This window comes from Streptomyces cucumeris (genome assembly GCF_024295805.1).
Classification (GTDB): domain Bacteria; phylum Actinomycetota; class Actinomycetes; order Streptomycetales; family Streptomycetaceae; genus Streptomyces; species Streptomyces cucumeris.
Genome location: NZ_JANCLX010000007.1, coordinates 105,965 through 118,855, shown reverse-complemented (window position 1 = coordinate 118,855; position 12,891 = coordinate 105,965). Strand labels below are relative to the sequence as shown.

The window sequence follows — 12,891 nt, the reverse complement described above, 5'->3', positions numbered from 1 at the left end:
AGACCGCGGTGTCGACGGGCCGTTCAGCCACGCGGATGGGACCCGCCGAACTGGTGCAGGCGGCGGCCATGGCGCGCCGCTTCTACCTCGAGGGCAAGTCCAAGATCCAGATCGCCGAGGAGTTCGGGGTCAGCCGCTTCAAGGTCGCGCGCGTGCTGGAGACCGCGCTCGAGCGCGACCTGGTGCGCATCGAGATCCGGGTTCCCGCCGAACTCGACGCGGAGCGTTCCGACGCGCTGCGCGCCCGCTACGGGCTGCGCCACGCGGTGGTCGTCGAGTCCCCGGCCGACGCCGAGGCGGACACCCCCGACCCGGAGAACCTGGGCGAGGTCGCCGCCGATCTGCTGGGTGAGCTGGTCACCGAGGGAGACGTACTGGGGCTGGCCTGGGGGCGGTCCACGATCCATATGGCCGCCGCGCTGCACCAGCTCCCGCCGTGCACCGTCGTCCAGCTCACCGGGGTGTACGACGCGGGCACCGCCGAGCGTGGCTCGGTGGAGGCGGTCCGCCGGGCCGCCGCCGTCTCCGGCGGCGAGGCCCACCCCATCTACGCGCCGATGCTGCTGCCCGACACGGCCACCGCGGACGCGCTGCGCGGTCAGACCGGGATCGCGCGGGCCTTCGAGTATTTCGACAAGGTCACCGTCGCGGCCGTCTCCATCGGCTCGTGGGAGGCCGGGATCTCGACCGTCTACGACATGCTCAGCGAGGAGGAGCGGGCCCACTACGCCGGGCTCGGGGCCGCCGCAGAGATGTCGGCCCATCTCTTCGACACCGAGGGCCGCCGGATCGGCCGTGACCTCGGCGAGCGCTGCATCACCGTCGAGGCCGACCGGCTGCGGCGGATCCCCGAGGTGGTGGCCATCGCGGGCGGCGGCCGCAAGGCCGCGGCGATCGGCGCGGTGCTGCGCTCCGGTCTGGTCACCAGTCTGGTGACGGACACCGCCGCCGCCGACCACCTGCTGCTGGAGACCGGCCCCGGGCCGCGTCCGGCGCTGGACCGCGCCGATCCGGACGGTCCGTAGCCCCCGGCTCGTACGATCCGACCACCGGGGCCCGGTACGACTGGATGATCGTCCGGGCCCCTGTGGCAGGGGTGGCATGGGAGAATGAAGTACGTGCGATTTCCTCGGCTTCCTGCGTCGAGGGCTGATTCCGAACGACTGGGAAGTTGAGCACGTGCGTTTCCTGAATGATCAGAAGCCCCCGTACGACCTGACCTACGACGATGTGTTCATGGTCCCGAGCCGCTCCGCGGTCGGTTCCCGGCAGGGGGTGGATCTGAGCGCGCCGGACGGCACCGGCACCACCATCCCCCTGGTCGTCGCCAATATGACCGCGATCGCGGGCCGCCGGATGGCGGAGACGGTCGCGCGCCGCGGCGGGCTCGTCGTCATCCCGCAGGACATCCCGATCGACGTGGTCACCGATGTGGTCCGCTGGGTCAAGTCCCGCCATCTGGTGCTGGACACCCCGATCGTGCTGGCGCCCACCGGGACCGTCGCCGATGCGCTGGCTCTGCTCCCCAAGCGAGCCCACGGTGCGGGTGTGGTGGTCGAGGACGGGCGTCCGGTGGGCGTGGTCACCGAATCCGACCTCACCGGGGTGGACCGCTTCACCCAGCTCTCCGAGGTGATGTCCCGCGAACTGCTGGTGCTGGACGCGGACATCGACCCGCGCGAGGCGTTCACCCGCCTCGACGCCGCCCATCGCAAGCTGGCCCCCGCCGTCGACGCCGACGGCCGTCTGGTCGGCATCCTGACCCGTAAGGGCGCGCTGCGCGCGACCCTCTACCAGCCCGCCGTGGACGCGGGCGGCAAGCTGCGGATCGCCGCCGCCGTGGGGGTCAACGGCGATGTGGAGGGCCGCGCCAAGGCCCTGCTGGACGCCGGTGTGGACACCCTCGTGGTGGACACCGCCCACGGCCACCAGGAGTCGATGATCAGCGCACTGAAGGCCGTGCGCGGACTCGGCCCGCGGGTGCCGGTGGCGGCGGGCAACGTGGTCGCCGCCGAGGGTGTGCGCGACCTCATCGAGGCCGGTGCCGACATCGTCAAGGTCGGTGTCGGACCCGGCGCGATGTGCACCACCCGGATGATGACCGGAGTGGGCCGTCCGCAGTTCTCCGCGGTGCTCGAATGCGCGGCCGAGGCGCGGAAGTTCGGCAAGCACGTCTGGGCCGACGGCGGCGTCCGCCACCCGCGCGACGTGGCGATGGCGCTGGCCGCCGGGGCCTCCAACGTGATGATCGGCTCCTGGTTCGCGGGCACCTACGAGTCGCCGGGCGACCTTCAGCACGCCGCCGACGGGCGGCCGTACAAGGAGAGCTTCGGCATGGCCTCCGCCCGCGCGGTGCGCAACCGCACCAGCGAGGAGTCGTCCTACGACCGGGCCCGCAAGGGGCTGTTCGAGGAGGGCATCTCCACCTCGCGGATGTTCCTGGACCCGGCGCGTCCGGGTGTCGAGGACCTGATCGACTCGATCATCGCGGGTGTCCGCAGCTCCTGCACCTACGCGGGCGCGGGGTCCCTGGAGGAGTTCCACGAGCGTGCCGTGGTCGGCGTCCAGAGCGCCGCGGGCTACGCCGAGGGCAAGCCGCTGCACGCCAGCTGGGACTGACACCCGGTCACGGCAGGGGCGAGCGAGCCGAAGGGGCGCGACCCTGTCGAAAGGGAGAGCGCGCGGAGGCCGCTCGGGCTGTGATCGATATGCGGCTCCGCCGCGTGGGTGGCCGAGCACGGTCGACCGTCGACAGGGGCTGAGGCGCCCCGGAGGCGAGCGAGCCCCAGAAAAATACGCCGCCGGCCCCCACTTCGCTCGGGTGAAGTGGGGGCCGGCGGCGTGCCCTTCAACAGGTGGGTTACCGCGGCATCCGCTGTTCACCGCGAGTGCGGGGCAGCGCGTGACGCGGCGGGCTGGTCAGCGTGATCTGCCGGACCAGCTGGTGGAACGAGACCAGCGCGGCGACCGGCGGCAGCCCCGCGACCGCCATGCTGGCCGGGTTCTTGGGGGCGTGGGCGACGCACAGGAACACCGCGATGACCGAGAAGAGCACCACCACGGCCCAGGAGTGCGCGGCACCCCGCCGGTGCAGTGCGGCCCGCAGCACCGACAGCGAGGCCACCAGCCACGGCCCGTAGACCAGCAGCGGCCACCACGCGGCCATGGTCTCCGAGGTGCTGGGGGAGGCCAGATAGCGCAGGGGCGGATAGGAGATCATCCCGCCCAGCACGCTCAGCATGGCGACGATGACCGTGGTGGCCGCCGCGAACAGCAGACTGGTCAGCTGGACCCAGGGCATCGTCGGCAGCCGGAAGCGCACCCGGCGACGCTTGCCGCGGCCCCCGCGGACCTGTGCGTTGGTGGGTGCGTGGAGGGGCGGGGCGGGGTGCGGCGGGGCGACCGGGTGCGGTGGTGCGGCCGGTTGCGGCGGCTCCTCGGGGGCGGCCGTCTGCAGCAGTCGTGCCAGATCCCCTTCCAGGTCCCAGCGGCCCTCGATGGTTTCGGGGTCCGGGAGGGGGAAAGGATTCCTCGCGTACTCGATGCCCACGTAGCTGACACCCGGGTAGTCCGGGTAGTCCGGGTAGTCGGCACCCACGTAGTCGACGCCCGCGTCGAACCGCTCGCCGTGGGCGGGGGCGGCTCGGTGGCCGGTGAGTGGGGGCCCGTAGCCGCCCGGCCTCGGCTCGGTGTAGGTCATGCCTTGACGCCCGGGTCCGTGGAGCCGGAGCGCTGGAGGAAGTCGGCCTCGATCCGGTTGAGCGCCCGGAGGAAGTCCTCCCACACCCGCGCGCAGTATTCGAGCGGGTAGCGTTCGTCCTCACCTCCGTGGTCCCGGGCCCGGAACACCGGTTCGGGGCGGAGCGCTGAGTGTTCGGGTGGTTGCAGACTGTCAGTGGTCACGTCCCCACCAACGACCGCTAAAATGGTGCAGTATCGCGGCATTCGGGTGAATCGCGCGCTCACTCTTGCAGCGGCCCGCAACGATTCCCCGCCGCACGCCCCCGCGCGCAACGATCAACCACCCATGCGCAAGAGTGGTGCATTACGGCCGTGGGCGGACGGCTCATAGGGTCTTGCGCTGACGTGGAGTGGCGGGGACCGACTGCTCGGCGATTCCCACCTGCGGGTTTGTCTTCGGGCAGCCGCATGTCCGCCGTCGGTCGTCGTCACCTGACCGGCAGTGAAATAAGGAGCCACCCAAGTGTTGGAGCACGGCGCAGCCCCGCCCACGACCCCGCGCCCGGAGCCAGAGCCTCCGGCGGCCGGGTTCGGCGCCCGGCTGATGCGGCGCAAGCCCGTGGAGCGGCTGGTCGCGGAAGGCGGACAGGGTGAGGGCGGATCGCTGCGGCGTTCGCTCGGAATGTGGCAGCTGACCATGATCAGCATCGGTGCCACCCTGGGTACCGGCATCTTCGTGGTGCTCGGCGAGGCCGTCCCGGACGCCGGGCCCGCGGTCATCGTGTCGTTCGTCATAGCCGGGCTCACCGCCCTGTTCTCGGCGCTGTCCTACGCGGAGCTGGCGGGCACCATCCCGGTCTCCGGATCCTCGTACTCCTACGCCTACGCCACCATGGGCGAGCTGATCGCCTGGATCTGCGGCTGGTGTCTGATCCTGGAGTACGGCGTCTCGGTGGCGGCGGTCGCCGTCGGCTGGGGCGAGTACCTCAACGAGCTGCTCGACGGCACGCTCGGCATCACCATCCCGGACGCGCTGTCCGCGCCGCCCGGCGACGGCGGGATCTTCAACCTGCCCGCGCTGCTGGTGGTACTGCTGTCCATGGCGTTCCTGCTGGGCGGCGCCAAGGAGAGCGCCCGCGCCAACACCATCATGGTCGTGGTGAAGATCGCGGCCCTGGTCCTGTTCTGCGCCGTCGCCTTCACCGGTATCCGCGCGGGCAACTACACCCCCTTCATGCCGCTTGGCATGGCGGGCGTCAGTGCCGCGGGCGCCACCCTGTTCTTCTCGTACATCGGCTTCGACGCCGCATCCACCGCCGGTGAGGAGGCCAAGAACCCGCAGCGTGACCTGCCCCGCGCGATCATGCTCTCGCTGGTGATCGTCACCGCCCTGTACTGCCTGGTCGCGGCGGTGGCCGTGGGTGCGCTGCCGTGGAAGGAGTTCTCCGGCTCCGAGGCCGCGCTCTCCGGGATCATGGAGGATGTCACCGGTCAGAGCTTCTGGGCCGTGCTGCTGGCCGCCGGTGCGGTCGTGGCCATCGCCTCCGTGGTGCTGACCGTGCTCTACGGCCAGACCCGCATCCTGTTCGCGATGTCCCGTGACGGCCTGGTGCCCAAGGTGTTCTCCACCATCCACCCCACGACCGGGGTGCCGCGCGCCAACACCGTGATCGTCTCGCTGTTCTGCGGTGTCCTGGCCGCCGCGATCCCGCTGGGCCAGCTTGCCGACGCCACCAGCATCGGCACCCTGTTCGCCTTCGCGCTCGTCAACATCGCGGTGATCGTGCTGCGCCGCACCCGGCCCACCATGGAGCGCACCTTCCGGGTGCCGCTCTCGCCGCTCTTCCCGGTGATCGGCTTCGCGCTCTGCCTGTGGATGATGGGCAGTCTGGAAGTCGTGACCTGGGTGGTCTTCGGTGTCTGGATGGCAGTCGGCCTTGTGCTGTACTTCGGATACGGCATGCGCCGATCCCGACTGGCCACAGCAGAAAAGTGATTCCCCCGCAGTGCGACTGAACGACCTCGACGAACGCATCGTCCACGCCCTCGCTGAAGACGCCCGCCGCAGTTACGCCGATATCGGCGATCTCGTCGGCCTCTCCGCCCCCGCCGTCAAACGCCGGGTGGACCGGCTGAGGACCGAGGGGGCCATCACCGGCTTCACGGTGCGGGTCGACCCGGCGGCGCTGGGGTGGGAGACGGAGGGCTTCATCGAGCTCTTCTGCCGCCACAACACCTCTCCCGAGGACATCCGACGGGGTCTGTCGCGCTATCCCGAGGTGGTGTCCGCGTCGACCGTCACCGGCGACGCGGACGCCGTCGTCCAGGTCTTCGCCTCCGATATGCGTCACTTCGAACGGGTCCTGGAGCGCATCGCGGGGGAGCCGTTCGTGGAGCGCACCAAGTCGGTGCTGGTGCTCTCGCCGCTGCTGCGGCGCTTCAGCTCCGGCGCTCCGGCCTGATCCGGAAGGGAACCCCGGGCGATACCGGCCCGCGCGCAACGAATCGTTGCCGCGGGCCGGAAACGTGTAATGAATCGACGCCGGATGCGCAACGGTCGCGCCTTGTCGATGGTTCTCGGCCACACGTACCGTTCTGGTGTCGCTTCCTCCCCCTCCTGGATCCCCAAGGTCTGCCCATGCCGCCGCTGCGCACCGCACTGCTCCAGAGCTCCGGTCACCCCGGCGACCCCGCCCGCAACCTCAAGGTCCTCGACGCGGCCGCCGAGCGTGCCGCGGCCGACGGAGCCGGGCTGCTGATCGCCCCGGAGATGTTCCTCACCGGCTACGCCATCGGCGACCGGATCCAGGAGCTGGCCGAGCCCGCCGACGGGCCCGGCGGGCAGGCCGTGGCCGCCATCGCCGCGGCACACGGCCTCGCGGTCCTCTACGGCTACCCCGAGCGCGACCGGATGCGCACCGAGGTCGTCTACAACTCCGCGCGGCTGGTCGGCCCGGACGGGGCCGAGCTGGCCAACTACCGCAAGACCCATCTCTTCGGCTGCTTCGAGCGCGACGCCTTCACACCCGGTGACACCCCCGTCGTCCAGGCCGCCCTGGGCGGGCTCACCGTCGGCATCCTGATCTGCTACGACGTGGAGTTCCCGGAGAACGTCCGGGCCCATGCGCTGGCCGGAACCGATCTGCTGGTGGTGCCCACCGCGCAGATGCACCCCTTCCAGTTCGTGGCCGAATCCCTGGTCCCGGTGCGGGCGTTCGAGAGCCAGATGTACATCGCGTACGTCAACCGCACCGGCCCCGAGGGTGAATTCGACTTCGTGGGCATGAGCTGTCTGGCGAGCCCCGACGGCACCACCCGCACCCGGGCCGGTCACGGCGAGGAGCTGGTCATCGGCGACGCCGACCCCGAGCTGCTGGCCGCCTCGCGCACCACCAACCCGTATCTGCGCGACCGCCGCCCCGGGCTGTACGGGTCGCTGACCTGAGCCCCGGGCGCCCGCCGCCCGCCCCCTGTTTCCCCTCCCCCCCACGCGCACCCGCACGACCGCAAGGAGTCCGTACCGATGACGTCCATGCCCAACGCCGTGCCCGGCGAGCACGAGCCGCAGCAGGCCGACGCCCTCCCGCCCATCACCATGTTCGGGCCGGACTTCCCCTACGCGTACGACGACTTCCTGGCCCACCCGGCGGGTCTCGGCCAGATCCCGGCCACCGAGCACGGCGCCGAGGTCGCGGTCATCGGCGGCGGTCTGTCCGGCATCATCACCGCGTACGAGCTGATGAAGATGGGTCTGAAGCCGGTCGTCTACGAGGCCGACCGGATCGGCGGACGGCTGCGCACCGTCGGCTTCGACGGCTGTGACGCCTCGCTGACCGCCGAGATGGGCGCGATGCGCTTCCCGCCGTCCTCCACCGCGCTCCAGCACTACATCGACCTGGTGGGGCTGGAGACCCGGCCGTTCCCCAACCCGCTGGCGCCCGACACCCCCTCCACGGTCGTCGACCTCAAGGGCGAGTCCCACTACGCCCGCACCATCGACGACCTCCCGCAGGTCTACCGCGAGGTCATGGAGGCGTGGAACGCCTGTCTGGAGGAGGGCGCGGACTTCTCCGACATGAACCGCGCCATCCGCGAGCGGGACGTGCCGCGGATCCGGGAGATCTGGGCGCGGCTGGTGGAGAAGCTGGACAACCAGACCTTCTACGGTTTCCTCTGCGACTCCTCGGCCTTCACCTCCTTCCGGCACCGGGAGATATTCGGCCAGGTCGGCTTCGGCACCGGCGGCTGGGACACCGACTTCCCCAACTCCATCCTGGAGATCCTGCGCGTCGTCTACACCGAGGCCGACGACCACCACCGCGGTATCGTCGGCGGCAGCCAGCAGCTTCCGCTGCGGCTGTGGGAGCGCGAGCCCGAGAAGATCGTCCACTGGCCGCACGGCACCTCGCTGTCGTCCCTGCACGGCGGTGACCCGCGTCCGGCCGTGACCCGGCTGCACCGCGCCGCGGGCGACCGCATCGTGGTCACCGACGCGGACGGGGACATCCGCTCGTACCAGGCCGTCGTCTTCACCGCGCAGTCCTGGATGCTGCTCTCCAAGATCGACTGCGATGACTCGCTCTTCCCGATCGACCACTGGACGGCGATCGAGCGCACCCACTACATGGAGTCCAGCAAGCTCTTCGTGCCCGTCGACCGTCCGTTCTGGCTGGACAAGGATGAAGAAACCGGCCGGGACACGATGAGCATGACGCTCACCGACCGGATGACCCGCGGCACCTATCTGCTGGACGACGGCCCGGATCGCCCCGCCGTCATCTGCCTCTCGTACACCTGGTGCGACGACAGCCTCAAGTGGCTGCCGCTGTCGGCGAACGAGCGGATGGAGGTCATGCTCAAGTCCCTGTCGGAGATCTATCCGAAGGTGGACATCCGCAAGCACATCATCGGCAGCCCGGTCACCGTCTCCTGGGAGAACGAGCCCTACTTCATGGGTGCGTTCAAGGCCAACCTGCCCGGCCACTACCGCTACCAGCGGCGGCTGTTCACCCACTTCATGCAGGACCGGCTGCCCGAGGACCAGCGCGGCATCTTCCTCGCGGGCGATGACATCTCCTGGACGGCCGGCTGGGCCGAGGGCGCCGTGCAGACCGCGCTCAACGCGGTGTGGGGCGTGATGCACCAGTTCGGCGGCGCCACCGACGGCACCAACCCGGGGCCGGGCGACCGTTATGACGAGATCGCGCCGGTGGAGCTGCCGGAGGACTGAACCGGCCAGGACGGCAGGGGAGTCAGCAGGAAGCGTCCGACCAGGCCCACACTCGCGTCGACACGTTCGGTGAACTCCTCCGCGAGCTCCGGGAGTCCGCGCAGCCCCCACAGGGCGCGGAACGCCGCCCACGCGGCGTCCCGCGCCCGCTCCAGGCTCCAGGAGCCCACCAGATGGGTCAGCGGATCGGCCACGTCCAGCAGATCCGGGCCGGGCATCAGCTCCTCCCGGATCCGCTCCTCCATCCCGGTGAGCAGGGCGCCGATCCGGTCGAAGTCCCCCTCCAGCGCATCCGGTTCGGTGTCCCGGGCCCGGCAGGTGTCCACCAGCGCGAGCGCCAGGTCATGGCCGATATGGGCATTGATCCCGGCGAGTGCGAACTGCACCGGACGCACCTGAGGATGGCATCGCAGCTCGAACAGCGGGCGCCAGCAGGCGGGCGGCCGGCGTCCCGCCGCCACCGTGTCCACCGCGGCCAGATAGCGCCCGGCGAAGCGCACGTCCAACTCCTCGGTGGCGGCCGGGTCCTGGAAGTACCCGGTCATGAGCCCCCGGCCGATCTCCTCGGTGACCGCGAGATAGACCCGGTTGAAGACCGCCACCCCGTCTCCGGGCGGCAGCGCCGCGCCGAGCGCCCGCATCCGCGCCACGACGCTCTGCACACTGCGCGGCGGTGCGGGCCGCGCGCCGGTCGGCATCGTCATGGACACAAGCGTGGCAGGGCGGCGCCGTCCCGTCCCGCCGGGCGGCCGGGCTTCCCCGGATCGGCCCAACGGACCGTCAACCCCGGGGCCCCGGCGCCCGGTCACGGGTCCGGGCACACGGTCGGCCGGTCGTCACTCCGGACGCTGGTCGTCGTAGCCGCTGGTGCCCTCGTCCAGCAGCGGCGGCTGCGGCTTCAGATGGGCCGGGGCCAGGGCACGCAGCGCGTGGTAGCCGACCAGCACCACGATGGTGCCCAGGGCGATCCCGCTGAGCTCGAAGTTCTCGCTGATCTTCAGATTGACCCCGCCGACGCCGATGACCACACCCGCGGCGACCGGCACCAGGTTCAGCGGATTGCGCAGGTCCACCTTGTTGTGCACCCAGATCTGCGCGCCGAGCAGCCCGATCATGCCGTAGAGGATCACGGTGATCCCGCCCAGCACCCCGCCGGGAACGGCCGCGACCACCGCGCCGAACTTGGGGCAGAGTCCGAAGAGGAGCGCGAAGCACGCCGCCGCCCAGTACGCGGCGGTCGAGTAGACGCGGGTGGCGGCCATCACGCCGATGTTCTCGGAGTAGGTGGTGGTGGCCGGGCCGCCGACCGCCGTGGAGAGCACGGTCGCCGCGCCGTCCGCCGCGATGGCGGTGCCGAGCTGGTCGTCCAGCGGATCGCCGATCATCTCGCCGACGGCCTTCACATGCCCGGCGTTCTCCGCGATCAGGGCGATGACCACCGGGAGGGCGACCAGTACCGCGGACCACTCGAAGCTGGGCGCGTGCAGGGACGGCAGACCGATCCAGTCCGCCGAGGACACCTTCGACAGATCCAGCCGCCAGTGGTCGGTGAGCTTCCCGCTGCCGTCGATGGAGTGGATCCTGCCGAAGACCCGGTCGAAGAGCCAGGAGACCGCGTAGCCGAAAAGCAGCCCCAGGAAGATCGCGACACGGGACCAGAACCCGCGCAGACAGACCACGGCCGCACCGGTGACCAGCATCGTCAGCAGCGCCGTCCACTGGTCCGCGGGCCAGTACGTCCCGGCGGTCACCGGGGCCAGGTTGAACCCGATCAGCATCACCACCGCGCCGGTGACCACCGGCGGCATCGCGGTGTGGATGATCCGGGCGCCGAAGCGCCGTACCGCGAGTCCGCTCAGCAGCAGCGCCGCGCCGACCACCAGGATCGCGCCGGTGACGGCCGCGCTGCCGCCGCCCTGCGCCCTGATCACCGCGGCCACGCCGACGAACGACAGACTGCACCCCAGATAGCTGGGCACCCGGCCGCGGGTCGCCAGCAGGAACAGCATGGTCGCGACGCCGGACATCATGATCGCGAGATTGGGGTCGAGGCCCATCAGCACCGGGGCGACGAAGCTGGCCCCGAACATCGCGACCACGTGCTGTGCGCCCAGACCCGCCGTTCTCGGCCAGGACAGCCGCTCATCCGGCTTGACGACGGCTCCGGGGGCGGGGGTGCGCCCGTCGCCGTGCAGGGTCCAGCGCACGCCGAGGCCCATGAAACTGCTCCACTTCCTTGCTGAGACTGCTGAGAGTGCTGTCGTCGCCGAGGGGATTCCGTGCGGGGTTCCGCGGGAGGCCGGCGAGCGAATCGGAGCAATGTTAGTTGGCTGAAAATGTGCTTCTCACCCATGCGCCGCCATGAAGGCGTCGGACAGCGACTCCGTCTCCGCGTATCCGGGAAGCGGGGCGGGATCGCTCCCGGGGTGGGCGAGGGACCAGGCCAGCTCGACGGCGCTGTGCAGCGCGGCACGGAAGAGCAGTGAACCGCAGCTGATCCGCCGTACGCCCAGCTCCGCCAGCCGCTCATAGGTGTGGTGGCCGGGGGAGAGGAGAATGTTGAGCGGGGTGTCGCCGAGGTCGTCCGCGAGCGAGGCGATGTGGTGCTCGTCCGTGAGCGCGGGGACGAAGACCCCGTCCGCCCCCGCCCGGACGTAATGCTCCAGCCGCTCGGCGGTGACCGACAGCCGGGGCGCACCGGCGGCGCCGGTGGCGGCGAGCCAGTGGGTGTCGGTGCGGGCGTTCACGAACAGCCGGGGGACCCGTTCCTTGACCGCCTCGATCACCGCGCACTGCCGCGCGAGCGGGGCGAGTGTGCCGTCCGGGCGCCCGTCCTCGATGTTCACTCCCACGACCCCCGCCGCGTCCAGTGCGGCGGCGAGCGCGGCGACCTCCTCGGGCCGCTCGCTGAAGCCGCCCTCGATGTCCACGCTCACCAGCGCCGGCAGCCGGGTCAGTCCGCGGGCGAGGGCGAGCGTCTCCGCGCGGGTGGCGCCCGTCGCGTCCGGCAGCCCGGCCGCGACGGCCACCCCCAGGCTGGTGGTGCCGATCGCGGGGAAGCCGCGGCGGACGAGGGCGGCCGCGGAGGCGTGGTCCCAGGCGTTGGGCAGCAGCAGTGGCCGTCCGGTGTGGTGGAGCCGGTGGAAGGCGGTGTGGCCGTCGGGGCCCGGGTGTGCGCTCATGGATCCGACGGTAGGTCCGCGACGGTTCGGCCCCGGCCGAACCGTCGCGGCGGTGCGCCTCACACCGGGGTGGTGACGCCCAGCAGTTCGCGCAGGGCCCGTTCACCCTCCGGGCTGACGCGCAGCGCGCGGCCGCTGCCGATGCGGATGCACCAGCCGGTGTCCAGCGCGTGGCGGCACAGCGCGGCCCCGGCCACCCCGGCCAGATGCGGTCGCCGCTCGGTCCAGTCCAGACAGCTACGGGCCATCGGCCGCCGTCCGCGCGCGGCGGCCTCCGGCAGATCCAGGCCCAGCTTCGCGAACCAGTCCATCCCGGCGTCGGTCAGCGCGAACCCCGTCGAACCCTGCAGCAGTCCGCGCTCCAGCATCGCGTCGGTGATCGCGGTGCCCAGCCGCCCGGCCAGATGGTCGTAACAGGTCCGCGCCCGCGCCAGCGCGCCGCTCGCGCTGGAGGCGCGCAGCGTACGCGGCGGCGGCGGTGGCGCGGCGTGCGCGGACAGATCCTCGATGAGCTGCGCCACCTGCGGCCCGGCCAGCCGTACATAGCGGTGCCTGCCCTGCCGTTCCTCGGTCAGCAGCCCGCCGTCGATCAGCTTGTGCAGATGCCCGGTGGCGGTGGAGGCGGCCACCCCGGCGTACCGTGCCAGCTCTCCCGCGGTCCAGGCCCGTCCGTCGAGCAGCGCAAGACACATGGCGGCACGGGTCTCATCGGCGAGCAGTCCGGCCAGTCGCGCGAGCCGCGGTCCCCGGTGCGGTGAGGGTGTCATGGCTCCATGGTGCGCCCGCGACGCTTCGGCG

The 12,891-nt window shown here is 71.3% G+C and carries 12 protein-coding genes; 6 read left to right on the top strand and 6 right to left on the bottom strand.

Features of this window, described 5'->3' with window-relative positions; genetic code table 11:
• The first annotated feature begins 35 nt into the window (after positions 1-35).
• Both NMK44_RS13015 and NMK44_RS13010 read left to right on the top strand, forming a co-directional pair.
• Positions 36-1,025, top strand: coding sequence for a sugar-binding transcriptional regulator (locus tag NMK44_RS13015; RefSeq protein ID WP_254742598.1), 990 nt, complete (start codon positions 36-38; stop codon positions 1,023-1,025).
• A 154-nt stretch (positions 1,026-1,179) separates the two neighbouring features.
• Complete coding sequence (locus NMK44_RS13010) at positions 1,180-2,619, top strand: GuaB1 family IMP dehydrogenase-related protein (protein WP_254742010.1); 1,440 nt, start codon at positions 1,180-1,182, stop codon at positions 2,617-2,619.
• A 241-nt stretch (positions 2,620-2,860) separates the two neighbouring features.
• On the opposite strand, the gene NMK44_RS13005 is transcribed toward NMK44_RS13010, so the two are convergent.
• Both NMK44_RS13005 and NMK44_RS13000 read right to left on the bottom strand, forming a co-directional pair.
• A complete protein-coding gene (locus tag NMK44_RS13005; RefSeq protein WP_254742007.1) occupies positions 2,861-3,700 on the bottom strand; it encodes a DUF2637 domain-containing protein in 840 nt (279 codons plus the stop codon).
• Positions 3,697-3,903, bottom strand: a complete 207-nt coding sequence (locus NMK44_RS13000) for a hypothetical protein (protein WP_254742004.1) — start codon at positions 3,901-3,903, stop codon at positions 3,697-3,699. The genes NMK44_RS13005 and NMK44_RS13000 overlap by 4 nt, the downstream gene beginning before the upstream one ends.
• 301 nt (positions 3,904-4,204) lie before the next feature.
• On the opposite strand from NMK44_RS13000, the gene NMK44_RS12995 reads away from it, so the two are divergent.
• The 4 genes from NMK44_RS12995 to NMK44_RS12980 all read left to right on the top strand — a co-directional run bounded on the left by NMK44_RS12995 (position 4,205) and on the right by NMK44_RS12980 (position 8,911).
• Positions 4,205-5,677: an amino acid permease gene (locus NMK44_RS12995; protein WP_254742001.1), complete on the top strand. Its 1,473-nt coding sequence runs from the start codon at positions 4,205-4,207 to the stop codon at positions 5,675-5,677.
• Between the two features lie 10 nt (positions 5,678-5,687).
• A complete protein-coding gene (locus NMK44_RS12990; RefSeq protein ID WP_254741998.1) occupies positions 5,688-6,143 on the top strand; it encodes an Lrp/AsnC family transcriptional regulator in 456 nt (151 codons plus the stop codon).
• 176 nt (positions 6,144-6,319) lie between these two features.
• Complete coding sequence (locus NMK44_RS12985) at positions 6,320-7,126, top strand: carbon-nitrogen hydrolase family protein (RefSeq protein WP_254741995.1); 807 nt, start codon at positions 6,320-6,322, stop codon at positions 7,124-7,126.
• A 78-nt stretch (positions 7,127-7,204) separates the two neighbouring features.
• Entirely contained in the window at positions 7,205-8,911 is a 1,707-nt protein-coding gene (locus NMK44_RS12980; RefSeq protein WP_254741992.1) for a flavin monoamine oxidase family protein, read from the top strand.
• Here NMK44_RS12980 and NMK44_RS12975 read toward each other — a convergent pair.
• The 4 genes from NMK44_RS12975 to NMK44_RS12960 form a co-directional block, all read right to left on the bottom strand.
• Positions 8,872-9,615 carry a DUF5995 family protein gene (locus NMK44_RS12975; protein WP_254741989.1) on the bottom strand — a complete coding sequence of 248 codons (744 nt, stop codon included), beginning with the start codon at positions 9,613-9,615 and terminating at the stop codon, positions 8,872-8,874. The genes NMK44_RS12980 and NMK44_RS12975 overlap by 40 nt on opposite strands.
• A 132-nt stretch (positions 9,616-9,747) precedes the next feature.
• Positions 9,748-11,130 carry a uracil-xanthine permease family protein gene (locus tag NMK44_RS12970; RefSeq protein ID WP_254741986.1) on the bottom strand — a complete coding sequence of 461 codons (1,383 nt, stop codon included), beginning with the start codon at positions 11,128-11,130 and terminating at the stop codon, positions 9,748-9,750.
• A 126-nt stretch (positions 11,131-11,256) separates the two neighbouring features.
• Complete coding sequence (locus NMK44_RS12965) at positions 11,257-12,093, bottom strand: isocitrate lyase/PEP mutase family protein (protein WP_254741983.1); 837 nt, start codon at positions 12,091-12,093, stop codon at positions 11,257-11,259.
• Between the two features lie 59 nt (positions 12,094-12,152).
• Positions 12,153-12,860: an ArsR/SmtB family transcription factor gene (locus tag NMK44_RS12960; RefSeq protein ID WP_254741980.1), complete on the bottom strand. Its 708-nt coding sequence runs from the start codon at positions 12,858-12,860 to the stop codon at positions 12,153-12,155.
• Positions 12,861-12,891: the final 31 nt, after the last annotated feature.

Bases quoted from the DNA above. Each gene is read 5' to 3' on its own strand.
- NMK44_RS13015 (WP_254742598.1), top strand. From the start codon at position 36: ATGGGACCCGCCGAACTGGTGCAGGCGGCGGCCATGGCGCGCCGCTTC.
- NMK44_RS13005 (WP_254742007.1), bottom strand. From the start codon at position 3,700: ATGACCTACACCGAGCCGAGGCCGGGCGGCTACGGGCCCCCACTCACC.
- NMK44_RS12985 (WP_254741995.1), top strand. From the start codon at position 6,320: ATGCCGCCGCTGCGCACCGCACTGCTCCAGAGCTCCGGTCACCCCGGC.
- NMK44_RS12980 (WP_254741992.1), top strand. From the start codon at position 7,205: ATGACGTCCATGCCCAACGCCGTGCCCGGCGAGCACGAGCCGCAGCAG.
- NMK44_RS12975 (WP_254741989.1), bottom strand. From the start codon at position 9,615: ATGACGATGCCGACCGGCGCGCGGCCCGCACCGCCGCGCAGTGTGCAG.
- NMK44_RS12970 (WP_254741986.1), bottom strand. From the start codon at position 11,130: ATGGGCCTCGGCGTGCGCTGGACCCTGCACGGCGACGGGCGCACCCCC.
- NMK44_RS12965 (WP_254741983.1), bottom strand. From the start codon at position 12,093: ATGAGCGCACACCCGGGCCCCGACGGCCACACCGCCTTCCACCGGCTC.
- NMK44_RS12960 (WP_254741980.1), bottom strand. From the start codon at position 12,860: ATGACACCCTCACCGCACCGGGGACCGCGGCTCGCGCGACTGGCCGGA.